We start from the raw sequence: 22106 nt of genomic DNA, 5'->3' as shown, positions 1-22106 counted from the left end.
TCTTACTTCTCCTCGGTGGTGCGGGCGTGGCTGACGGCGGGCTCGTTGCCGCCCAGGAGCAGGTAGAGGACGGCCATCCGGATGGACACGCCGTTGGCGACCTGTTCGACGACGGTGCAGCGCTCGGAGTCGGCGACCTCGGCGGTGATCTCCATGCCGCGGACCATCGGGCCGGGGTGCATGACGATGGCGTGCTCGGGCATCCGCGCCATGCGGTCGCCGTCGAGCCCGTAGCGCCGCGAGTACTCGCGCTCGGTGGGGAAGAACGCGGCGTTCATCCGCTCGCGCTGCACCCGCAGCATCATCACCGCGTCGGACTTGGGCAGCGTGCTGTCGAGGTCGTACGACACCTCGCACGGCCAGGTCTCGATGCCGACCGGCACCAGGGTGGGCGGGGCGACCAGGGTCACCTCGGCGCCGAGCGTGTGCAGCAGGTCGACGTTGGAGCGGGCGACCCGGCTGTGCAGCACGTCGCCGACGATCGTGATGCGCTTGCCGGCGAGGTCCTGGCCGATCCCGGCGTCCCGGCCGACCAGTCGGCGGCGCATGGTGAAGGCGTCCAGGAGGGCCTGGGTGGGGTGCTGGTGGGTGCCGTCGCCGGCGTTGACGACGACCGCGTCGATCCAGCCGGAGGTGGCCAGGCGGTAGGGCGCCCCGGAGGCGCCGTGCCGGATGACGACGGCGTCGACGCCCATGGCCTCCAGCGTCTGCGCGGTGTCCTTGAGGGACTCGCCCTTCGACACCGACGACCCCTTGGCGGAGAAGTTGATGACGTCCGCGGAGAGGCGCTTCTCGGCGGCCTCGAAGGAGATACGCGTGCGCGTGGAGTCCTCGAAGAAGAGGTTGACGATCGTGCGGCCGCGCAGGGTCGGCAGTTTCTTGATGGGCCGGTCCGCGACCCGGGCCATCTCCTCGGCGGTGTCGAGGATCAGGACGGCGTCGTCGCGGGTGAGATCGGCGGCCGAGATGAGATGACGCTGCATCTGTCAGGCTCCGTAAGGCAGTTCAGACAAGGGAGATCACGGACGTGCAGGGCACGGCTGTGAGGCGCACGGCACCGAGGGCCGCACGCGCGCGTGCTACTGCTGGGCGGCCGGCTTCACACCGAGCAGCACGGTGTCGCGACCGTCCTCCTCGGCGAGCTGGACCTTGACCGTCTCCCGCAACGACGTGGGGAGGTTCTTGCCGACGTAGTCGGCGCGGATGGGCAGTTCCCGGTGGCCGCGGTCGACGAGGACCGCGAGCTGCACCGCGCGCGGGCGCCCGAGGTCGTTCAGGGCGTCGAGGGCGGCACGGATGGTGCGGCCGGAGAAGAGCACGTCGTCGACGAGGACGACCAGCTTCCCGTCCAGGCCGTCACCGGGAATCTCGGTGCGGGCCAGCGCACGCGGCGGGTGCATGCGCAGGTCGTCGCGGTACATGGTGATGTCGAGGGAGCCGACCGGGATCCTGCGGTCGGTGATCTGCTCGAGCTTGGCGGCGAGCCGCTGGGCGAGGAAGACGCCGCGGGTCGGGATGCCGAGCAGCACCACGTCGTCGGCGCCCTTGGCGCGTTCGACGATCTCGTGGGCGATACGGGTCAGCACCCGCGCGATGTCGGGGCCTTCGAGAACGGGCCGCGCATCGGCTTGCCGGGAGTCCTGCTGAATGTCCTGCTTGTCCATATGAAACGGACCTCCTTCTCCGCCTCACGGGACGGACCTTAAAGGACGTCGGATTTGCGCCATCCACGGTAGCAGGCCGGGACACCGCCCCGATCACCCCCTTGGAGTAATCGGCCACCGATACCACGGAAGCGTCGGTGTGGACCATTCGGCTTGACTCAGAAGAATCACGCTGCGTAACCTCACAGTGAGTTACCAGCACGCGGCTCGTGCCGCGTCGACCCAGTGCCGGGGAGCTATATGTCCAGCGAATACGCCAAACAGCTCGGGGCCAAGCTCCGGGCGATCCGCACCCAGCAGGGCCTTTCCCTCCACGGTGTCGAGGAGAAGTCCCAGGGACGGTGGAAGGCGGTCGTGGTCGGTTCGTACGAGCGCGGCGACCGCGCCGTGACCGTGCAGCGCCTTGCCGAGCTGGCGGACTTCTACGGCGTTCCCGTGCAGGAACTGCTGCCGGGCACCACTCCGGGCGGCGCCGCCGAGCCGCCGCCGAAGCTGGTCCTGGACCTGGAGCGACTGGCCCACGTGCCGGTCGAGAAGGCGGGTCCCCTTCAGCGGTACGCGGCCACCATCCAGTCGCAGCGCGGTGACTACAACGGCAAGGTGCTGTCGATCCGCCAGGACGACCTGCGCACCCTCGCCGTCATCTACGACCAGTCCCCCTCGGTCCTGACCGAGCAGCTGATCAGCTGGGGCGTCCTGGACGCGGACGCCCGTCGCGCCGTCTCCCACGAGGAGGGCTGAGGCCCCAGCGGCCCGGCAGAGCTCAGCAGAAACGTGCCGCCGGGGTGGCCGGAACCTGATGGTTCCGGCCACCCCGGCTTTTTGTCGGTACATGCCGGAGGGCCCACAGCGTGCGCTGTGGGCCCTCCGGCGTGTTCGCGCCCCGAGGGGCGCGGGGAACCGCGCGACGAGCCACAGGGGGCTCGCAGGCCTCCTGTGGCCCTCGTTCCCCGGCTCTCCCTGCGGAACTGTTCGCTATTCGCGACGCAGAGACGGCTTGAGCTCCTTGAACCGGCCGAGCAGGCCGTTGACGAACGACGGCGACTCGTCCGTCGAGAACTCCTTCGCCAGCTGCACCATCTCGTCGAGGACGACCGCGTCCGGGGTCTCGTCGGCCCAGATCAGCTCGTAGGCGCCGAGACGCAGGATGTTGCGGTCGACGACCGGCATCCGGTCCAGCGTCCAGCCGACCGAGTACTGCGAGATCAGCTCGTCGATGCGACGCGCGTACCCGGCGTAGCCCTCGACCAGCTGCATCGTGTACTCGCTCACCGGCGGCTGCCGGGTGTCGGCCCGGGAGAGCCGGATCCAGTCCGCGAGGACTGTCAGGACGTCGACTCCGCGCTGGTCGCCCTCGAAGAGGATCTGGAAGGCGCGCTTGCGGGCCGTGTTGCGGGCAGCCACGGTTAGCTGTTCACCCGGCCGAGGTAGTCGCTGGTGCGGGTGTCGACCTTGATCTTCTCACCGGTGGTGATGAAGAGCGGGACGTTGATCTGGTGACCGGTCTCCAGGGTGGCGGGCTTGGTGCCACCGGTGGAGCGGTCGCCCTGGAGGCCCGGCTCGGTCTCCTGCACGACGAGCTCGACGGCGGCCGGCAGCTCTACGAAGAGCACCTCGCCCTCGTGCTGCGCCACGGTGGCCGTGAAGCCCTCGATCAGGAAGTTGGCGGCGTCGCCGACGGCCTTGCGGTCGACCATCAGCTGGTCGTAGGTCTCCATGTCCATGAAGACGAAGTACTCGCCGTCCATGTACGAGAACTGCATGTCGCGCTTGTCGACAGTGGCCGTCTCGACCTTGACGCCGGCGTTGAACGTCTTGTCGACGACCTTGCCGGAAAGCACGTTCTTCAGCTTGGTGCGCACGAAGGCCGGGCCCTTGCCGGGCTTGACGTGCTGGAACTCGACGACGGACCAGAGCTGGCCGCCTTCGAGCTTGAGCACCAGGCCGTTCTTGAGGTCGTTCGTGGAAGCCACGGTTGCGGAATCTCCTGGACTGACGTGGACGACCCCGGCGCACGCACCTGCCTAGAGGGCGAGCAGCTCCTTGGTCGTGATGGTGAGTAGCTCGGGTCCGCCGTCCGCCTCGGGGCGCACGACGAGCGTGTCATCGATCCTGACACCGCCCCGGCCCGGGAGGTGGACCCCCGGTTCGACGGTGACCGGCACGCAAGCGTCCAGTTTACCCATGGCCGCGGGAGACAACTGCGGGTCCTCTTCGATTTCGAGTCCGACACCGTGCCCGGTGAGTGCCGCGAGGCCCTCGGAGTGCCCTGCCGAGTCCAGGATCTGGCGGGCCGCGCGGTCCACGTCCCGGAAGGCGGCGCCGGGTGCCAGAGCCTCCCGTCCGGCCCGCTGGGCAGCGAAGACGAGGTCGTACAGCTCGATCTGCCAGTCGGCGGGGGACGTGCCGATCACGAAGGTACGGCCGATCTCGCAGCGGTATCCGCGGTAGCTCGCTCCCAGGCAGACGGAAAGGAAGTCACCCTCCTCGACCCGCCGGTCGGTGGGCCGGTGGCCGCGCCGGCCCGAGTTCGGGCCGGTGGCGACCGAGGTGGCGAAGGCGGGGCCGTCGGCACCGTGATCGACGAGGCGCCGTTCCAGTTCGAGGGCGAGATGCCGTTCCGTACGACCCACCAGGATGGACTCCAGCAGCTCCCCCAGGGCCTGGTCGGCGATCTCGGCGCCGATCCGCAGACAGGAGATCTCCTCCTCGTCCTTCACCACCCGCAGCTGTTCGACCGCGCCACCCAGATCGCCGAGGCGCAGCCCGGGCGCGACGGCACGCAGTTCGCGGTGGCGGGCCACCGTGAGGTGGTGCTCCTCCACCGCGAGGGAGTCGCCGCCCTCGCCCACGAGGAGATCGGCGGCGGCGACCGCCGGATCGCCTCCGGGGAGGCGGAGGCAGTGGACACGCAGGGCCTCGTCCGGCCGGCCCTCGCTCGGGCGGTCGTCGGGCGGGTCCAGGCAGACGAGAAGATCCTCACGTCTGCCCAGCAACAGCACGGCGCCGCGCGGGGCCGCACCCGCGAGGTATCTCACGTTGGCGGGGCGGGAGATCAGCGCGGTGGCGCTGCCGCTGGCGTTGCAGCGTTCTCTCAGCCGGTTGCGGCGGGACGCGTAGACCTCTGACATGACACGAGCGTAGGAGGAGTGGCCGGATTGTGCCGGTTGGGAGGGCGTTCGGGGGAACCGTCCGGGTCGGACCGGCGCGCTCGGGAGCGCTCTACCACTTCGGGGGGCTCGCGATCGCCCTCGCCAGCACGTCGTCCAGGACCCTCGCCGTCGTCGGGACGTCCAGTTGGGAGTTGTCGATGATGGGGAGGCCGGAGCCGTACCAGCCGGCCATGCGGCCGTGGATACGGGCCACCTCCTCGTCGGTGAGGCGGCGGTTGCCCGCGCGTTCGGCGTTGCGCTCCAGGACGACCTCCAGGCCGGGCAGGAGGACGACGGGCAGCAGGCCCGGGCCCACATGCCGTTTCCAGCCACCGAGGCCCACGGCCGGGCGGTCGGGGAAGATCGCGTCGTCCAGGATGCACGAGATGCCGTTGGCCAGGAAGTTGCGCGCGGCGAAGCCGCAGGTGCGGCGGGCCAGACGGTACTGGGCCTCGGAATGGTCGTTCCACCCCGACTGCGGGTCGGCGAAGCCCGAGCGGACCCATTCCCGTACGTCGTCGAGGCTGACGTGGGCCGTGGGCACCCGGCGGTGGTCGGCCCAGAACTTGGCGACGCTCGTCTTCCCGGCGCCCGCCGGGCCGATCAGCAGCACCGCCAGTGTCGTGGCCGTCGGGTCGGGGACGACTTGGGCGGGCGGCGCGCTGGGCATGGGGACGGGGCCGCCCGGCGGCAGCGGGACATGCCCGGTGGTGTCGGTGCCCTGCGGGACCGGGGCGTGCTGCGGGGCGGGCGGAGGCGGCACGGGCGGCACCGGCGGCTGGGGCGCGGGCGGGACCGGGCCCGAGGGGGCGCCGAGATACCCCGGCTGCTGCTGGGGGGCGCCGCCCGGCTGGTGGGGCGGCGGCAGCGGAGAACCCACTGCGTGCTGCATCCGGTGCCACTCCGTCTCGTACAGGCAATGGGCGCTGGTTGTGAGGGGCGCGGACCCCCTGTTCGCTACTGAACGGTACCGCCCCCGGCCGTCCTTTGGTGAACGGCCGGGGGCGGTCCGAAGTGCCCGGTGTGGAAAGCGAATCGGGCGGAAGGGAAGCGGGCCGACCACTCGACCGTCCCGCGCTCCTACTCGCCCACCTCTCCGTACGCGGCCAGCAGGACCGCCGGGTCGGGACCCTCGAGAACGTTCGGCTTGGCGAGGCCGTCCAGGACGATGAACCGCAGCAGGTCGCCGCGGGACTTCTTGTCGACCTTCATGTTCTCCAGCAGCTTGGGCCACTGGTCGTAGCGGTAGTGCAGCGGCAGCCCCACCGATTCCAGGACCGTACGGTGGCGGTCGGCCGTCGCGTCGTCCAGCCGGCCCGCCAGGCGGCCCAGTTCGGCGGCGAAGTGCATGCCCACGGACACGGCCGCGCCGTGCCGCCACTGGTAGCGCTCGTTCTTCTCGATGGCGTGCGCCAGGGTGTGACCGTAGTTGAGGATCTCCCGCAGGCCCGACTCCTTCAGGTCGGACGACACGACGTCCGCCTTGACCCGGATGGAGCGCTCGATGAGCTCGGCGGTGTGCGGGCCCGCCGGGGTGCGGGCCGCCTCGGGGTCGGACTCGACCAGGTCGAGGATCGCCGGGTCGGCGATGAAGCCGGCCTTGATGATCTCGGCGAGCCCGGAGACGTAGTCGTTGACCGGGAGGGAGTCCAGCGCGGCCAGGTCGCACAGCACACCGGCCGGCGGGTGGAAGGCGCCGACGAGGTTCTTGCCCTCGGCGGTGTTGATGCCGGTCTTGCCGCCGACGGCCGCGTCGACCATGGCCAGCACGGTCGTCGGGACGGCGATCCAGCGCACCCCGCGCAGCCAGGTCGCGGCGACGAACCCGGCCAGGTCGGTGGTGGAGCCCCCGCCGACGCCCACGACGACGTCGGTGCGGGTGAACCCGGACTGGCCGAGCGCCTTCCAGCAGTAGGCGGCGACCTCGGCGGTCTTGGCCTCCTCCGCGTTGGGCACCTGGATGGCGACGGCCTCGTAGCCCTGTCCGGCCAGGTCGGCGCGGAGGGCGTCGCCGGTGTCGGCGAGCGCCTCGGGGTGGATCACGGCGACCCGCTTGACCCGGTCGCCGATCAGCCCGCCGAGCTCACCCAGCAGCTGACGGCCGACCAGGACCTCGTACGGCTCCGAGCCCGCGCTGCCGCCGACCCGGATCCGCGTTACGGACTCGCTGCTCATGCTTCCTTCAACTCCAAAGCGTCCAAGGCCACTTGGCTGACCTCTTCGGGCGTACGGCCGTCCGTGGTCACGACCGCGGTGGCGACACCCTCGTAGAGAGGGCGACGGGCCTCCATCAGCTCGCGCCACTGCTTGCGCGGATTGACGGCGAGCAGCGGGCGCGCCGTGTTCAGGCCGGTGCGCTTGACGGCTTCCTCGACGTCCATGGCCAGGTAGACCACGCGCTGCCCCGCCAGCAGCGCGCGGGTGTCCGGGTCCAGGACCGAGCCGCCGCCGAGCGCCAGTACGCCGTCGTGCTCGGCGAGCGCGCGCCGTACGGCCCGCTTCTCGATCGCGCGGAAGGTCTCCTCGCCCTCGTCGACGAAGATCTCCGCGATGCTGCGGCCCGCCTCGGCGACGATGTCGTCGTCGGTGTCCCGATAGCCGACGCCGAGCCGCTCGGCCAGCAATTGCCCGACGGTGGACTTGCCCACGCCCATCGGGCCGACGAGGACGACCAGTGGCCCGCTCATCGGATGTGCAGGCTGTCGAGGTACGACCGCACGTTGCGGCGGGTCTCGGTGACGCTGTCGCCGCCGAACTTCTCCGCCACCGCGTCCGCGAGCACCAGGGCGACCATCGCCTCGGCGACGATCCCCGCGGCCGGGACCGCGCACACGTCGGAGCGCTGGTGGTGCGCCTGGGTGGCCTCGCCCGTGGCGACGTCCACCGTCTTCAGGGCCCGCGGCACGGTCGCGATCGGCTTCATCGCGGCGCGCACGCGCAGCAGCTCGCCGGTGGTGAGTCCGCCCTCGGTGCCACCGGAACGGCCGCTCGCGCGCCTGATGCCCTCGGGCGTGGTGATGATCTCGTCGTGCGCCTTCGAGCCCGGCACGCGCGCGAGGTCGAAGCCGTCGCCGACCTCGACGCCCTTGATCGCCTGGATACCCATCAGGGCCGCGGCGAGGCGGGCGTCGAGCCGGCGGTCCCAGTGCACGTGCGAGCCCAGGCCCACCGGCACGTCGTACGCCAGCACCTCGACGACGCCGCCGAGGGTGTCGCCGTCCTTGTGGGCCTGGTCGATCTCGGCGACCATCGCCTTCGAGGCGTCCGCGTCGAGGCAGCGGACCGGGTCGGCGTCCAGCTTCTCGACGTCCGCGGGGGTCGGCAGTACGCCGTAGGGCGCCTTGGCGGCGGCCAGCTCGACGACGTGGCTGACGATCTCGATGCCCGCCGTCTCCTTCAGGTACGACCGGGCCACCGCGCCCAGCGCGACGCGGGCTGCCGTCTCCCGCGCGGAGGCGCGCTCCAGGATCGGCCGGGCCTCGTCGAAGCCGTACTTCTGCATCCCGGCGAGGTCGGCGTGGCCGGGGCGCGGCCGGGTGAGCGGGGCGTTGCGGGCGAGGCCCGCGAGGATCTCCGGGTCGACCGGGTCGGCCGACATGACCTGCTCCCACTTCGGCCACTCCGTGTTGCCCACCATGACGGCGACCGGGGAGCCCATGGTCAGGCCGTGCCGGACACCGCCGAGGAAGGTGACCTCGTCGCGCTCGAACTTCATGCGCGCACCGCGCCCATAGCCGAGCCGTCGCCGCGCGAGGTGGTCGGCGACCATCTCCGTGGTGATCGGCACGCCGGCGGGAAGGCCCTCCAGCGTCGCCACCAGTGCGGGTCCGTGGGACTCGCCCGCGGTCAGCCAACGCAGCCTGCTCAACGATGCTCCTCAGTGCTCGCGCTCTGCTAGCGCTCTGCGCACGCGCGTCCTTCGCGTACGTCGGTGGCGTGACCGGGTGCGCGGCCCTGGCCCGCCACCTCCGATCCTCCCACGTCCCGGCTCAGGAACCGGTCGAGGGTCCAGCCTGCGGACGGTGGAACATCCCGGGACGGGGTCACGGGTGGTGCGAGTCCCGGCGGGAGGCGAGGGCGTGCTCGCCCGCCTTGCGCATGGCCTCCACCGGCGCCGGGACACGGCCGGTCATCTGCTCCACCTGGAGCACCGCCTGGTGCACCAGCAGGTCGAGGCCGCTGACGACGGCGCCGCCGAACATGGACCAGCGGGCGGCCAGCTCGGTCGGCCACGGGTCGTAGAGCACGTCGAACAGGGTGGCGGGGCGCTCCGGCACCGAGACGGCGAGGGCGTCCGTGGCCCCGGCCGGGGTGGTCGCGACGACCAGCGGGAAGCGCAGCGCGTCGGCGGCGTCCGCCCAGTCGGCGATCCGGACCTCGACGTCGAGCCGCTCGCCCCACTGCCGCATCTCGGCGGCGCGGGCCGCGCTGCGGACGTAGGCGACGATCTCGCCGGTGCAGACCCTGGCCAGGGCGGCCAGGGCGGAGGACGCGGTGGCGCCGGCGCCGAGGATCGCGGCCGAGTCGACCTGTTCGACACCGCGCTCGCGCAGGGCGGCGACCATGCCGGGAATGTCCGTGTTGTCGCCGAGTCGACGGCCGTCCTCGGTGAACACGAGGGTGTTGACCGCCTCGACGGAGGCGGCCGTCTCGCTGATCTCGTCGAGCAGCGGGATGACCGCGCGCTTCAGCGGCATGGTCAGCGAGAGACCGGCCCATTCGGCGCCGAGCCCGGCGACGAACGACGGCAGCGCCTCCTCGTCGACGTCGAAACGGTCGTACGTCCAGCCGGTGAGTTCCAGTGCCTCGTACGCGGCGCGGTGCAGCACCGGGGAGAGGGAGTGGACGATGGGGCTGCCGAGTACCGCGGCCCGGCGGGCGTCAGTTGCCCGTGCTGGCATCGAACTTGTCCTTGAGTCTCTGGAATTCCGCGTAGGTCTTCGCGAATTCGGTGTTGCTCTCGCCGTCGGTCGCCACGAAATAGATCCAGCCGTCGGTGGTCGGATTCATCGTGGCCTTCAGCGCGTCCTCACTGGGGTTGCCGATCGGTCCCGGCGTCAGGCCCCTGTTGGTGTAGGTGTTGTACGGGTCCTTGTTGCTGTTGATCTCGGACTCGCTGATGTTGATCTTGCTCTCGCCCTTCAGGTAGTTGAAGGTCGAGTCGAACTGCAGCAACTGGTTGGTCTGGTCGTTCGTCGGCTTGAGCCGGTTGTAGACGACCTCCGCCATCTTGCGGTAGTCGTCGTGCGTCTTACCCTCGGCCTGGACGAGGCTGGCGACCGTGATGACCTGCAACGGGCTTTCCAGCTTGAGCGTCTTGGCCTTGGCCTCGAGGTCGTACTCGCCGTACACCTCGTTGGCGTGCGCGACCATCGACTTCAGCACCGCCTCGGGCTTCATGCCCTTGGCGGCGCCGTACGTCCCCGGGAAGAGGAAGCCCTCCAGCGGGTCCTTGATGTCCTCGTTGTCGTTCGCCCAGGCCGGCAGACCCAGCGTCTTGTACTCGCTCTCCGCCACCTTTCTGGTGGTACCGGAGGCGAGTCCGAGCTTCGTGTCGATGATTTTGTAGACAGCCACGTTCCGCTGGCCCGGGGTGACCATCACGTTGGCCTGGCTGGCCGGGTCGAGCATCATCTCCACGGCGCTCTTCGCGGACATCTCCTTCTTCAGGATGTACGCGCCCGCCTGGATGCCGCCCGCTTCGGGATTGTTCGTGACCGCGGAGACGAACGCGTCCACGCTCTTGACGACGCCGGCGTCCTTGAGCAGTCTGCCGATGGCGGCGCCGCCGGAGCCCTTGGGCACCTGGATGCTCACGGTCTGCTTCGTGCCGTCGCCCGTGAAGTCCGGAGCGGCGGCGTAACGATTCTGGTAGTAGTCGTAGCCGAAATATCCGACACCCGCGACACCACCGCCGAACACCAGCACGACGACCAGACAGGCGCAGCCGCTGCGGCTCTTCTTGCTCTTCGCACCCTTACCGCCCCGGCCCCGCCGGTCGCCGCGGCCCTCCGGCTCGTCGTCGTCCTCGTCGTCCTCGGCCCCGCCGCCCGCGAAGAAGGCGTGCTCACCCTGATCGGGCCCGGGGTCCCAGTCGGTCTTCTGCTCGGCCTCGGCGTCGGATTCCGGCACCGGGTCCGGTTCGGGCTCGGCGCGGCGCCGGGCGGGCGGCTCCGGCGGCGGGTACGCCTCGGGAGTGCCGTAGAAGTCGGGCTGTTCGGCGCCGTAGGCCGCGGCCTGCTGACCGTAGGGGTCGCCGGGATCGGCGGCGAAGGGGACGTGGGCATGGGTGCCCGTGCCGTCCCAGCCGCCCTCCTGGTACCCCTCGTGGTAGGCCTGCTGGTTCTGGTGGGTGTACTGCTGGTCCTGAGCGCCGTACTGCTGCTGGTCGTAGCCCTGGTACTGCGGGTCGTACTGCTGCTGGCCGTACTGCTGCGGGTCGTAGTGCTGCTGGTCGTACTGCTGCGCCTGTCCCTGGCCCCAGTCGCCGTACTCCTGCTGCTGCGGCTGCTGCGGGTAGTGGTGGTGCTGTGGCTGGCCGCCGTAGGCAGGCTGATGACCCGTGGGGGCCTCCTGCCCTTCCCATCCGCCGTCCCCGTACAACGGGTCCTCCGGATGCCACGGTTCGGAGCCAGGGCCCCGGCCATACTCAGTCATCGATCCCCTAGAGCCGCGAGGCGGCGATCACGCGGCTTTTTCCGGCCCGTCACCGTTCCGTCTCTCTCTGTGCGGCAGCTGTTCGAACACCGCCACATCGCGCGGAACGTTACCGTATCGCGATCAGATGACCACTTCGACGCCCTCGCCCGGTGCTTTGCCTGACACCCGTTCGGATTCCAGGGCCTGCTGAAGGATGATCACGGCGGCTGCCTGGTCGATCACCGAGCGGCCCTTCTTCGCCTTCACGCCCGAGGCACGCAGTCCCTGACTGGCCGTCACGGTCGTCATCCTCTCGTCCACCAGACGTACGGATACGGGCGCGATTTTGTTCGCCAGCTGCTGTGCGAAGCCGCGGACCTTCACCGCGGCCGGGCCCTCGCCCCCCTTGAGGGAGCGAGGCAGACCCACGACGACCTCGATCGGCTCGTATTCCTCGACCAGTTGTCCGAGTCGGCGGTAGGCCGCGGGGACATCCCGGCCGGGGACCGTCTCCACCGGAGTGGCGAGGATCCCGTCGGGGTCGCACGAGGCGACCCCGATCCGGGCGTCCCCGACGTCGATCGCGAGTCGACGGCCCTTCCTCATCGGCTCGCTCACTTGGCCGTTTCCGCCACGAGCCGCTCGACGGCGTCGACGGCGTCGCCGACGGCGGCCGGGTTCTGGCCGCCGCCCTGGGCGACGTCCGGCTTGCCGCCGCCGCCACCACCGAGGGTCTTGGCAGCCGTGCGGACCAGCTCGCCGGCCTTGAGACCGCGCTCGCGGGCGGCCTCGTTGGTGGCGATGACCGTCAGCGGCTTGCCGTTGTTGACCGTGAACAGGGCGACCACGGCGGCCCGGCCGCCCTGGATGCGGCCGCGCACGTCGAGGACGAGCCTGCGCAGGTCGTCGGGGCTCGTGCCGTCCGGGACCTGACCGGTGACGAGGGCGACACCGCGGACGTCCTTGGCGGACTCCGCGAGACCGGCGGCGGCCTGCAGCACCTTCTCCGCGCGGAACTTCTCGATCTCCTTCTCGGCGTCCTTCAGCTTGCCGAGCATGGCGGAGACCTTCTCCGGGAGCTCCTCCGGACGGCCCTTGATCAGCTCCTGGAGCTGGGCGACGACCGTGTGCTCACGGGCCAGGAAGTTGTAGGCGTCGACGCCGACGAGGGCCTCGATGCGGCGGACACCCGAGCCGATCGACGACTCGCCGAGCAGCTTCACCAGGCCCAGCTGGGAGGTGTTGTGCACATGGGTGCCACCGCACAGCTCCTTGGAGAAGTCGCCGATGGTCACGACCCGGACCCGCTCGCCGTACTTCTCGCCGAACTCGGCGATGGCGCCCTGCTTCTTGGCCTCGTCGATGCCCATGACCTCGGCCTGGACGTCCAGGTCGCGGGCGAGGATCTCGTTGATCTTCTGCTCGACGTCGGTCATCACGGCCGTCGGAACGGCGGACGGGGAACCGAAGTCGAAGCGGAAGCGGCCGGGCTGGTTCTCGGAACCGGCCTGGGCGGCCGTCGGGCCGAGGGCGTCGCGCAGCGCCTGGTGCGTGAGGTGGGTGGCCGAGTGGGCACGGGCGATGGCCGTGCGGCGGCGCTGGTCGATCGAGGCGTGGGCCTTGGCGCCGAGCGTGACCTCGCCGACCTGGACGACGCCCTTGTGGACGTACACGCCGGGAACCGGCTTCTGGGTGTCGCGGATCTCGATGACGGCGCCGGTGTCCACCTTGATACGGCCGGTGTCGCCGATCTGGCCGCCACCCTCGGCGTAGAACGGGGTGCGGTCGAGGACGATCTCGACCTCGTCGCCCTCGGTGGCGGCCGGCGAGGAGGTGCCGTCCACGAGGATGCCGACGATCGTCGACTCGCCCTCGGTGTCGGAGTAACCGATGAAGTCGGTCGCACCGGCCCGGTCGGCGATCTCGCGGTAGGCGCCCACGCCGGCGTGCCCGGTCTTCTTGGCCTGGGCGTCGGCCTTGGCGCGTTCCCGCTGCTCCTTCATCAGGCGGCGGAAGCCGTCCTCGTCCACGGACAGCCCCTGCTCGGCGGCCATCTCGAGGGTGAGGTCGATCGGGAAGCCCCAGGTGTCGTGGAGCAGGAAGGCCTTGTCGCCGGCCAGCACCGAGCCACCGGACTGCCTGGTCTCGGTGACGGCGGTGTCGAGGATGTTGGTGCCGGCCTTGAGCGTCTTGAGGAAGGCGTTCTCCTCGGCGAGGGCGACCTTCTCGATGCGCTCGCGGTCGGTGACCAGCTCCGGGTACTGCTGTCCCATCATCTCGATGACGGTGTCGATGAGGTCCTTGACGACCGGGCCGCCGGCGCCGAGGAGACGCATGTTGCGGATGGCGCGGCGCATGATGCGGCGCAGCACGTAACCGCGGCCCTCGTTGCCGGGGGTGACGCCGTCGCCGATGAGCATCACGGAGGTGCGCATGTGGTCGGTGACCACGCGCAGCGAGACGTCCGACTCGTGGGCCTCGCCGTACTCGACGCCGGTCAGTTCGGTGGCCTTCTTGATGACGGCCATCGAGGTGTCGATCTCGTACATGTTCTGCACGCCCTGCAGAATCATGGCGAGGCGTTCCAGGCCGAGGCCCGTGTCGATGTTCTTGCTCGGCAGGTCACCCAGGATCTCGAAGTTGTCCTTGCCGATGCCCTCGCCACGCTCGTACTGCATGAAGACGAGGTTCCAGATCTCCACGTACCGCTCGTCGTTGACGGCGGGGCCGCCCTCGACGCCGAACTCGGGGCCGCGGTCGTAGTTGATCTCGGAACAGGGGCCGCAGGGTCCGGGGACGCCCATGGACCAGTAGTTGTCCTTCATGCCGAGGCGCTGGATGCGCTCCTTGGGCACGCCGACGACGTCGTGCCAGATGCGCTCGGCCTCGTCGTCGTCCTTGTAGACCGTGATCCAGAGCTTCTCCGGCTCCAGGCCGTAACCACCCTTGTCCTGGGGCGCGGTGAGCAGCTCCCAGGCGTACTTGATGGCGCCTTCCTTGAAGTAGTCACCGAAGGAGAAGTTGCCGCACATCTGGAAGAAGGTGCCGTGGCGGGTGGTCTTGCCGACCTCTTCGATGTCGGGCGTACGCACGCACTTCTGCACGCTGGTGGCGCGCGACCACGGCGGCTTGACGTCGCCGAGGAAGTACGGCTTGAAGGGGACCATGCCGGCGGGGACCAGGAGCAGAGTCGGGTCGTCCGCGATGAGCGACGCCGAAGGGACGACGGTGTGCCCGCGCTCCTCGTAGAAGCTCAGCCAGCGGCGGCGGATCTCGGCCGACTCCATCAGTGGTCCTCATTCCGGTTGTGCGAGTACGTCGTGTTCTCGATGTGCTCGGGGTACTTGGGGGTGCTGCGGTTGCTCTCGATGGCGTTGTACCGCCGGGGCGCGGGGAGTTCGGGGTCGTCGTGGATCCCCAGCGCCTCCCCCAGCTCGGCCTCCCGCTGGGCCATGTTGTCGCGGACGTCGAGCGCGAAGCCCACCGCGCGGTCCTTGAGGCGCGCTCCCGTCTCGAGCGCCTTGTTGGCCGCGGTCGCGGCGAGGCTCTCGGGGGTCAGCTGCTTCAGCTTGCGATTGACCTTGGTGGTGGCCCAGACACCGGCGGCGACGCCCGTGGTGAACCAGAAGGTACGGCGGAACATCGCTGGTCTCAGTCCCTCTTTCCACGGGGCTTGCGCTTCTCCCGCCGGGAGACCGTTCGGCCCACGATCACGGTCCGCCGGGGCTCCCCGGCGGGCACGTCGTCCTTACGGCCGCCGAGGGCCCGGCGGACGCCGTAGCCGAAGGCGGCGACCTTCACCAGGGGGCCGCCGAAGGTGGAGGCGACCGTGGTGGACAGCGCCGAGGCGTTCGACGTGACTTCCTGGACGTCGGTGGCGATCGCGTCGACCCGGTCGATCTGGGTCTGCGCGGAACGCACCGCCGCGGAGGCGTCGGCCAGCAGCGGCACGGCCTGCTCGGTCACGTCGGCGACGAGTCTGGTGGTCGCCCTGAGCGTCTGGGCCAGCCTCGCCAGCGCGACGGCGAGGAAGGAGACCAGGATCGCCCAGAACACGGCCACCAGGATGCCGGCCACCTCTCCACCGGACACTGCGCACCCGCTCCCTGTCTGACGAACACCTATCTCTGGAGGCGAGCCTATCGCGCCGACGCCGGCGTTCCGTACCGGATTAGGCGTGCGAAAGCCCGCCGTCCCACCTGCCCCGAAGGGCAGGGAGACGACGGGCCTTGGCGCAGAAGTCCTACGACCGCCGCAGACCGATCCGGAAGGGGATCAGCGGGCGTAGTACTCGACGACGAGCTGCTCGTCGCAGATCACCGGGATCTCCTTGCGGTTCGGCTCACGGTCCAGGCGGAAGGCCAGGGCGCGGAGGTTCACCTGCAGGTAGCGCGGGGTCTCGCCGTCGGGGGCGAAGCCACCCTCGCGGGAGATCGAGAACAGCGTCTTCTCACGGCTGCGCTCGCGCACCATGACGACGTCGTCCGGCTTGACGCGGAAGGACGGCTTGTCGACCTTCTGGCCGTTGACCTCGATGTGGCCGTGGACGACCATCTGGCGGGCCTGGTAGATCGTGCGGGCGATGCCCGAACGCAGGACCAGCGCGTCGAGACGGCGCTCGAGCTCGATGATCAGGGCCTCACCGGTCTTGCCCTGGACCTTGGAGGCACGCTCGTAGGCGCGGACGAGCTGGCGCTCGGACACGTCGTACTGCGCACGCAGACGCTGCTTCTCGAGCAGACGGACCTTGTAGTCCGAGTTCTGCTTGCGGCCACGGCCGTGCTCACCCGGCGGGTAGGGGCGGGCCTCGAAGTACTTGACGGCCTTCGGGGTCAGCGCGATGCCGAGGGCACGCGACTTCTTGACCTTGGGACGGGGCTGGTTCGCCACGATCTCTCTCTTTCCAGAATTTCCGGCTCGTCAGGGTTAAGGGAGGTCGCATCCGCAGCCGGGGAAACCCGTCGGGTCCGCGTGGAACCTGTCGGGCAGCCGCTCCCCTGGTCTGGGCACATAGATGCAGCACGCGAGTTGCCCACCGACCGGTCCCGGAACTCCGGGTGGTGATGGGCTGCCCGCGACACCGTTCGACGGTGCGCGACGCTCCTGGAGCGAGGTCCGAGGACCGGTGCTCCGGCCGACTGTCCTGTTCTGACTGCACGGGACGCGGCACTTCGGGCGAGTCTACAGGGTGCTCAGGACCCGTTGCGACCGAGGTGCTGCCGGGTCCACTCGACCGCGTCCGCGTAGCGGGCCTCGGCGCCGTGCCGGGTGGGCTCGTAGTACTCACGGTCCTTGATGGCGTCCGGGGCGTACTGCTGGGCGGCGATGCCCTCGGGCAGGTCGTGCGGATACACGTACCCCTGCGCGTGCCCCAGCTTGGCGGCGCCCTTGTAGTGCCCGTCGCGCAGATGCGGCGGCACCGGACCGGCCAGTCCCTTGCGTACGTCCTCCAGGGCGGCGCCGATCGCGGTCGTCGCGGCGTTGGACTTGGGTGCCAGGGCGAGGGCGATGGTGGTGTGGCTGAGGGTGAGGGCGGCCTCGGGGAAGCCGATCATGGCGACGGCCTGGGCGGCGGCGACCGCGAGGGGCAGCGCGCCCGGATCGGCGAGGCCGATGTCCTCGCTGGCGGAGATCATCAGACGGCGGGCGATGAAGCGGGGGTCCTCGCCGGCCTCGATCATGCGAGCCAGGTAGTGCAGGGCCGCGTCGACGTCCGAACCCCGGATGGACTTGATGAGGGCGCTGGCGACGTCGTAGTGCTGGTCGCCGTCACGGTCGTACTTCACCGCGGCGCGGTCGACGGTCTGCTCCAGGGTCTGCAGGCTGATCCCGCTCTCGTCCTGGTCCAGGGCGGCCCCGGCGGCGGCCTCCAGGGCGGTGAGGGCGCGGCGGGCGTCCCCGCCGGCGATGCGCAGCAGATGCGCCTCGGTGTCCTCGGGAAGGGTGAGAACGTCCTTGAGGCCGCGATCGTCGGACAGGGCGCGCCTGACGAGGTCGCGGAGGTCGTCGTCCGTGAGGGGCTCGAGGGTCAGCAGGAGCGAGCGGGAGAGCAGGGGCGAGATGATCGAGAAGTACGGGTTCTCGGTGGTCGCCGCGATCAGCGTCACCCAGCGGTTCTCGACGGCCGGCAGGAGGGAGTCCTGCTGGGCCTTGCTGAAGCGGTGGATCTCGTCGAGGAAGAGGACGGTCTCCTTGCCGTAGCCGCCGATGGCGCGGCGGGCGCCGTCGATGACGGCGCGGACCTCCTTGACGCCCGCGGTGATGGCCGACAGTTCGACGAACCGCTTGTTGGTGGCCTTGGAGACGACGTACGCCAGGGTCGTCTTCCCGGTGCCGGGCGGCCCCCAGAGGATCACCGAGGAGGGCCCGGCCGGGCCCGTGGCGCCCTCGCCGACCAGGCGGCGCAGGGGTGAGCCCGGCTTCAGCAGGTGCTGCTGGCCCACCACCTCGTCGAGGGTGCGCGGGCGCATCCGGACCGCCAGGGGGCTCCCGGCGGGGTCCTTCTCCTGGCGGTCTTCCGCTGCGGCGGTGAACAGGTCGGGCTCCACACGTCGGAGCCTACGTCAGAGGTCTGACAGTCCTGTCCGGCGCCCGGTGCGCGGCCTGCTCCGGCGCCTGTCCGGTGCCGGGCTCAGGCCCAGAGGTCCGCGCCCCAGCGGGTCAGGATCAGCATGGCGATGATGCCGACGTGGGTGACCGGCAGGACCCAGGTGAACTCGCCGAGGAAGCGCTTCAGCCAGCCCGGGGCGGGCAGCAGGTCGTTGCGCACGTTGAACGAGGTGACGTACCAGAACATGGTGATCGTCGCGACCCAGGCCAGCGAGCACCACAGGCACAGGGCGTTGATCTCGTACAGGGACTGGTACTGGAGCCAGGTGCAGAAGGCCACGCCGAAGAGCGTGCCGAAGTTGAAGGTCAGCCAGTACCAGCGCGGGAACGCGACCCGGGTCAGCAGGCTCATGCCGACACAGATCACGATGCCGTAGGCGACGAGCCCGAGCATCGGGTTGGGGAAGCCGAAGGCCGCGGCCTGCTTGCTCTCCATGACGCTGCCGCAGCTGATGATCGGGCTGATACTGCAACTGGGCGTGAAGGTCTCGCCGGCGACCTTGGCCTCGAGGATCTTGAACTTGTCGAGCGTGATGACCCAGGCGGCCAGCAGACCGGCGGCACCGGTGATCAGCAGCAGGATCGCGAACGCACGGCTGCCGCCCACGGTCCGGGGCTCGGTCGCGGTGACGCGCTCGGGCTCGGACTCCGTGGAGACGTCTTTGACTGTCGTCTTGCTCATCACGCCGATCCGTCACTTGAGAGTTGGACCATCTTCGGGCAGGGGCCATTGTGCCGCACCGGACCGGGTGCGCACCGTTCGCTGCGCATAAGGAAGTACGCACGGCCGTCCCGCGGCGTTCGGTTCCGGCCAAGGCCAGGCGCACACCGGCACGCGTGCGTGGCGCTCGGGCGACGGCACCCTCCGAAGGACGAACGGGCGGCCGCCGGGTTGACGTTGCGGCGCATGACGAAGGCGCCGGGTCGCCCGACCCGGCGCCTTCCTCGGGCTCCTGCGCCCGTCAGCCCAGCTTCGACTCCAGTTCCGCCACGATCTCGTTGACGCCGATCGCCGTCTGCTCGCCGGACTCCATGTCCTTGAGCTGGACGACGCCCTCGGCGAGATCGCGTTCGCCGGCGACGATCGTGTAGCGGGCCCCGCTGCGGTTGGCGCTCTTCATGGCGCCCTTGAGCCCCCTGGAGCCGTAGGAGAAGTCCGCCGCGACACCGAGCTTGCGCAGTTCGGTGACCTTCGCGAAGAGGACCCGGCGGGCCTCCTCGCCGAGCGGGACGGCGAACACGGAGGTCGCGGCGGGCAGTTCCAGCTCCACGCCCTCCGCCTCCAGCGCCAGCACCGTACGGTCGACGCCCAGCGCCCAGCCCACCGACGGCAGCGCGGGGCCGCCGATCATCTCGGAGAGACCGTCGTAGCGGCCGCCACCGCCCACCGCGGACTGCGAGCCCAGTCCGTCGTGGACGAACTCGAAGGTCGTGCGCGTGTAGTAGTCGAGGCCGCGGACCAGCTTCGGATCGTCCTCGAAGACCACGCCCGCCGCCGTGATCAGCTCACGGACCTCCTCGTGGTACGCCTTGCACGCGTCGCAGAGGTAGTCGCGCAGGAGCGGCGCGCCCCCGAGCTGCTTCTGGACCGCCTCGCGCTTGTCGTCCAGGACCCGCAGCGGGTTGATCTCCGCGCGGCGCAGCGTGTCCTCGTCGAGGTCCAGGCCCCGCAGGAAGGTCTGGAGCGCCTCCCGGTACACCGGGCGGCACTCCTTGTCGCCGAGGCTGTTCAGGAGGATGCGGAAGTCGCGCAGCCCCAGCGAGCGGTACGCCTGGTCGGCCAGGATGATCAGCTCGGCGTCCAGCGCCGGGTCCTCCGCGCCGATCGCCTCGGCACCGACCTGGGAGAAGTGCCGGTACCGGCCCGCCTGCGGCTTCTCGTACCGGTAGTACGAGCCCGAGTACCAGAGCTTGACCGGCAGGTTGCCCTGCTTGTGCAGGTTCGCCTCCAGGGCGGCGCGCAGCACGGACGCCGTGCCCTCCGGGCGCAGGGCCAGCTGGTCGCCTCCCTTGGTCTCGAAGGCGTACATCTCCTTGCTGACGATGTCGGTGGACTCACCCACACCGCGCGCGAACAGGTTGACGTCCTCGAAGCCGGGCGTCTCGACGTAGCCGTAGCCGGAGTTGCGCAGTGGGGCGGCGATCGCCTCGCGCACCGCGAGGAACTTCGCGGAACGCGGCGGAATCAGGTCGTACGTGCCCTTGGGGGCCTGAAAGGTGCTCACGGAAGGTCTCTCGTCACATTCCTCGTCGGGGAGGGGCGTGCGTACCCGCTCCCTGGCCGCCGGCCGCCACCTGCCGCAGATGCGGGTTGGTGGCGCGCTCCTGGCCGATGGTCGTCTGGGGGCCGTGGCCGGACAGCACCACGGTCGAGTCCTCGAGCGGCAGGCACACGCGGGCCAGCGAGTCGAGCATCTCGGCCATGTCGCCGCCGGGCAGGTCGGTGCGTCCGATGGAGCCGGCGAACAGCAGATCCCCGGAGAAGAAGACCGACGGGACGTCGGCCGCCTCGGGCATCCGGAAGGTCACCGACCCCTTGGTATGGCCCGGCGCATAGGCGACGGAGAACTCCAGACCGGCCAGGTCCAGTCCCACGCCGTCGGTCAGCTCACGGACGTCGTCCGGCTCCCCCACGGTCAGCTCGCCCATCAGCGGCATCCCGATGGACCGGCCGAGCGCCTTCTCGGGATCGCTCATCATGTAGCGGTCCTCGGGGTGGATCCAGGCCGGTACGTCGTGCGCTCCGCACACCGGGACGACCGAGGCCACGTGGTCGATGTGGCCGTGGGTGAGGACGACGGCGACGGGCTTGAGCCGATGCTTCCTGATCGCTTCCTCGACTCCTGGGGCCGCCTGGTGGCCCGGGTCGATGATCACGCACTCCTCACCGGCGGCGGGGGCGACGAGATAACAGTTCGTCCCCCAGGCCCCGGCGGGGAACCCGGCAATGAGCACGATCGTCCTTCGTTTGTGTCGATACGCGTGGGCTTCTGGGCGGCTGCGCCAGTGGTCAGAGCCTACCGGCGCTGCCGATTCCTCAGCGAACCCATATACGGTACGGGGCACACGCAGGCGGTCGGCTCACAAGACGCACGCGTCCCAGTCGACGTACGAGACGCACGAGGAGAGAACTCGGTGGTCACCCAGGAACAGCGGAAGCGTCAGCTCGCCCGGGAGAAGTTCTTGCGGCAGCAGCAGCGGCGCACCTCCGCGCGACGCAAGGCGCGTGCGCGCAACTCGGTGATCGCGTCGGTGCTCGGCGTGATCATCATCGGCAGCGTCGCGCTGTACGCGACCGGCGTCATGAAGGACGACGACAAGGCGAACGCGAGCTCGGAGACGACGCCGTCCGCGACGCCCAGCGCCGCAAAGGACCCGTGCGAGAAGGCGGCCGCGGGCTCGGTCAAGACGCAGACCTGGAAGAAGGAGCCGGCGGTCACGATCGACAAGTCGGCGAAGTACACGATGACCCTCGCGACGACGTGCGGGGACATCGGCATAGCGCTCAAGGCGAAGGCCGCGCCGCACACGGTGAACTCGTTCAGCTTCCTCGCCGGCAAGGGCTACTTCGACCACACCAAGTGCCACCGTCTCACCACCAACGGCATCTACGTGCTGCAGTGCGGTGACCCGACGGGCAGCGGCAGCGGCGGTCCCGGCTACACCATTCCGGACGAGAACCTGAAGGACACCAGCCTCAAGAACAACATCTACCCGGCGGGCACGATCGCGATGGCCAACACGGGTCAGGCGCACACCGGCGGCAGCCAGTTCTTCCTCGTCTACCAGGACAGTCAGCTCCCGCCGAGTTACACGCCGTTCGGTACCGTGTCGGCCGACGGCATGAAGGTGCTGACGAAGATCGCCGCCGCCGGTGAGAACACGGGCGCGGGTGACGGAGCCCCGAACGCGACGGTCGTGATCAACAAGGCGACGGTCACGAAATCCTGACGGCGATCTGCCGACCAAGGGGCGGTCAACTGCGCAATTTCGGTCGCGCTGGATGCGGACAGGCGGCCCGCCGGTCGCCTATGTTGGCCGT

The 22106-nt window shown here is 70.0% G+C and carries 22 protein-coding genes; 2 read left to right on the top strand and 20 right to left on the bottom strand.

What is annotated here, in order from left to right; all coding sequences use genetic code 11:
• Positions 1–2 precede the first annotated feature (2 nt).
• Together OG933_RS35455 and pyrR are read right to left on the bottom strand one after the other, a co-directional pair.
• On the bottom strand, positions 3–983 hold the full coding sequence (locus OG933_RS35455) for an aspartate carbamoyltransferase catalytic subunit (RefSeq protein ID WP_020128860.1): 981 nt from the start codon (positions 981–983) through the stop codon (positions 3–5).
• A gap of 96 nt (positions 984–1079) precedes the next feature.
• Positions 1080–1664: a bifunctional pyr operon transcriptional regulator/uracil phosphoribosyltransferase PyrR gene (gene pyrR / locus OG933_RS35450; protein ID WP_020128859.1), complete on the bottom strand. Its 585-nt coding sequence runs from the start codon at positions 1662–1664 to the stop codon at positions 1080–1082.
• A 240-nt stretch (positions 1665–1904) separates the two neighbouring features.
• Here pyrR and bldD point away from each other — a divergent pair, with 240 nt between their 5' ends.
• A complete protein-coding gene (gene bldD, locus OG933_RS35445) occupies positions 1905–2405 on the top strand; it encodes a transcriptional regulator BldD (RefSeq protein ID WP_020128858.1) in 501 nt (166 codons plus the stop codon).
• Between the two features lie 234 nt (positions 2406–2639).
• Here the strand turns inward: bldD and nusB are convergent, their stop codons facing one another.
• The 18 genes from nusB to OG933_RS35355 form a co-directional block, all read right to left on the bottom strand.
• Positions 2640–3068 carry a transcription antitermination factor NusB gene (nusB, locus tag OG933_RS35440; protein ID WP_020128857.1) on the bottom strand — a complete coding sequence of 143 codons (429 nt, stop codon included), beginning with the start codon at positions 3066–3068 and terminating at the stop codon, positions 2640–2642.
• A 2-nt stretch (positions 3069–3070) separates the two neighbouring features.
• On the bottom strand, positions 3071–3637 hold the full coding sequence (gene efp, locus OG933_RS35435) for an elongation factor P (RefSeq protein ID WP_020128856.1): 567 nt from the start codon (positions 3635–3637) through the stop codon (positions 3071–3073).
• A 51-nt stretch (positions 3638–3688) separates the two neighbouring features.
• A complete protein-coding gene (locus OG933_RS35430) occupies positions 3689–4795 on the bottom strand; it encodes an aminopeptidase P family protein (RefSeq protein WP_405630944.1) in 1107 nt (368 codons plus the stop codon).
• A gap of 91 nt (positions 4796–4886) precedes the next feature.
• Positions 4887–5708 (bottom strand): Pro-rich N-terminal domain-containing protein, encoded by an 822-nt coding sequence (locus OG933_RS35425; protein ID WP_054239516.1) that lies wholly within the window; start codon positions 5706–5708, stop codon positions 4887–4889.
• Positions 5709–5896: 188 nt separating this feature from the next.
• Positions 5897–6991 (bottom strand): 3-dehydroquinate synthase, encoded by a 1095-nt coding sequence (aroB, locus tag OG933_RS35420; protein ID WP_267020897.1) that lies wholly within the window; start codon positions 6989–6991, stop codon positions 5897–5899.
• Entirely contained in the window at positions 6988–7503 is a 516-nt protein-coding gene (locus OG933_RS35415; protein WP_200840046.1) for a shikimate kinase, read from the bottom strand. Before OG933_RS35415 ends, aroB begins: the two co-directional genes overlap by 4 nt.
• Positions 7500–8684, bottom strand: a complete 1185-nt coding sequence (gene aroC / locus OG933_RS35410) for a chorismate synthase (RefSeq protein ID WP_020128851.1) — start codon at positions 8682–8684, stop codon at positions 7500–7502. Before aroC ends, OG933_RS35415 begins: the two co-directional genes overlap by 4 nt.
• A gap of 175 nt (positions 8685–8859) precedes the next feature.
• On the bottom strand, positions 8860–9717 hold the full coding sequence (locus OG933_RS35405) for a shikimate dehydrogenase (protein ID WP_405630940.1): 858 nt from the start codon (positions 9715–9717) through the stop codon (positions 8860–8862).
• The gene (gene mltG / locus OG933_RS35400) at positions 9698–11473 is read right to left on the bottom strand and encodes an endolytic transglycosylase MltG (protein ID WP_405630937.1); all 1776 of its coding nucleotides are present in this window, start codon (positions 11471–11473) and stop codon (positions 9698–9700) included. Before mltG ends, OG933_RS35405 begins: the two co-directional genes overlap by 20 nt.
• A gap of 123 nt (positions 11474–11596) precedes the next feature.
• Positions 11597–12061, bottom strand: coding sequence for a Holliday junction resolvase RuvX (gene ruvX, locus OG933_RS35395; protein ID WP_020128848.1), 465 nt, complete (start codon positions 12059–12061; stop codon positions 11597–11599).
• An 8-nt stretch (positions 12062–12069) separates the two neighbouring features.
• Positions 12070–14742 (bottom strand): alanine--tRNA ligase, encoded by a 2673-nt coding sequence (gene alaS / locus OG933_RS35390; protein WP_362529995.1) that lies wholly within the window; start codon positions 14740–14742, stop codon positions 12070–12072.
• Positions 14742–15098, bottom strand: a complete 357-nt coding sequence (locus OG933_RS35385) for a hypothetical protein (RefSeq protein ID WP_020128846.1) — start codon at positions 15096–15098, stop codon at positions 14742–14744. The genes alaS and OG933_RS35385 overlap by 1 nt, the downstream gene beginning before the upstream one ends.
• An 8-nt stretch (positions 15099–15106) precedes the next feature.
• Positions 15107–15547, bottom strand: coding sequence for a DUF948 domain-containing protein (locus OG933_RS35380; protein WP_028806686.1), 441 nt, complete (start codon positions 15545–15547; stop codon positions 15107–15109).
• Positions 15548–15730: 183 nt separating this feature from the next.
• On the bottom strand, positions 15731–16345 hold the full coding sequence (gene rpsD, locus OG933_RS35375) for a 30S ribosomal protein S4 (protein ID WP_020128844.1): 615 nt from the start codon (positions 16343–16345) through the stop codon (positions 15731–15733).
• Positions 16346–16647: 302 nt separating this feature from the next.
• Complete coding sequence (locus OG933_RS35370; protein ID WP_362529990.1) at positions 16648–18003, bottom strand: replication-associated recombination protein A; 1356 nt, start codon at positions 18001–18003, stop codon at positions 16648–16650.
• 83 nt (positions 18004–18086) lie between these two features.
• Entirely contained in the window at positions 18087–18746 is a 660-nt protein-coding gene (locus tag OG933_RS35365; protein WP_054239508.1) for a vitamin K epoxide reductase family protein, read from the bottom strand.
• Positions 18747–19026: 280 nt separating this feature from the next.
• On the bottom strand, positions 19027–20289 hold the full coding sequence (gene hisS, locus OG933_RS35360) for a histidine--tRNA ligase (RefSeq protein ID WP_020128841.1): 1263 nt from the start codon (positions 20287–20289) through the stop codon (positions 19027–19029).
• A gap of 13 nt (positions 20290–20302) precedes the next feature.
• Entirely contained in the window at positions 20303–21019 is a 717-nt protein-coding gene (locus OG933_RS35355; RefSeq protein ID WP_405630932.1) for an MBL fold metallo-hydrolase, read from the bottom strand.
• Between the two features lie 180 nt (positions 21020–21199).
• On the opposite strand from OG933_RS35355, the gene OG933_RS35350 reads away from it, so the two are divergent.
• The gene (locus tag OG933_RS35350) at positions 21200–22015 is read left to right on the top strand and encodes a peptidylprolyl isomerase (RefSeq protein WP_054239506.1); all 816 of its coding nucleotides are present in this window, start codon (positions 21200–21202) and stop codon (positions 22013–22015) included.
• The last annotated feature ends 91 nt before the right edge of the window (positions 22016–22106 follow it).

Source organism: Streptomyces sp. NBC_00016, from assembly GCF_045040885.1.
Taxonomy (GTDB): Bacteria; Actinomycetota; Actinomycetes; order Streptomycetales; family Streptomycetaceae; genus Streptomyces; species Streptomyces coriariae.
Note: the sequence above shows the minus strand (reverse complement) of the source record. Positions and strands in the feature narration are given on the sequence as shown.

Excerpts from the sequence above, each read along its gene's own strand:
- mltG (WP_405630937.1), bottom strand. The coding sequence starts at position 11,473 with ATGACTGAGTATGGCCGGGGCCCTGGCTCCGAACCGTGGCATCCGGAG.
- OG933_RS35415 (WP_200840046.1), bottom strand. The coding sequence starts at position 7,503 with ATGAGCGGGCCACTGGTCGTCCTCGTCGGCCCGATGGGCGTGGGCAAG.
- aroB (WP_267020897.1), bottom strand. The coding sequence starts at position 6,991 with ATGAGCAGCGAGTCCGTAACGCGGATCCGGGTCGGCGGCAGCGCGGGC.
- pyrR (WP_020128859.1), bottom strand. The coding sequence starts at position 1,664 with ATGGACAAGCAGGACATTCAGCAGGACTCCCGGCAAGCCGATGCGCGG.
- alaS (WP_362529995.1), bottom strand. The coding sequence starts at position 14,742 with ATGGAGTCGGCCGAGATCCGCCGCCGCTGGCTGAGCTTCTACGAGGAG.
- OG933_RS35405 (WP_405630940.1), bottom strand. The coding sequence starts at position 9,717 with ATGCCAGCACGGGCAACTGACGCCCGCCGGGCCGCGGTACTCGGCAGC.
- ruvX (WP_020128848.1), bottom strand. The coding sequence starts at position 12,061 with ATGAGGAAGGGCCGTCGACTCGCGATCGACGTCGGGGACGCCCGGATC.
- OG933_RS35430 (WP_405630944.1), bottom strand. The coding sequence starts at position 4,795 with ATGTCAGAGGTCTACGCGTCCCGCCGCAACCGGCTGAGAGAACGCTGC.
- OG933_RS35425 (WP_054239516.1), bottom strand. The coding sequence starts at position 5,708 with ATGCAGCACGCAGTGGGTTCTCCGCTGCCGCCGCCCCACCAGCCGGGC.
- OG933_RS35455 (WP_020128860.1), bottom strand. The coding sequence starts at position 983 with ATGCAGCGTCATCTCATCTCGGCCGCCGATCTCACCCGCGACGACGCC.
- bldD (WP_020128858.1), top strand. The coding sequence starts at position 1,905 with ATGTCCAGCGAATACGCCAAACAGCTCGGGGCCAAGCTCCGGGCGATC.
- OG933_RS35365 (WP_054239508.1), bottom strand. The coding sequence starts at position 18,746 with ATGAGCAAGACGACAGTCAAAGACGTCTCCACGGAGTCCGAGCCCGAG.
- OG933_RS35385 (WP_020128846.1), bottom strand. The coding sequence starts at position 15,098 with ATGTTCCGCCGTACCTTCTGGTTCACCACGGGCGTCGCCGCCGGTGTC.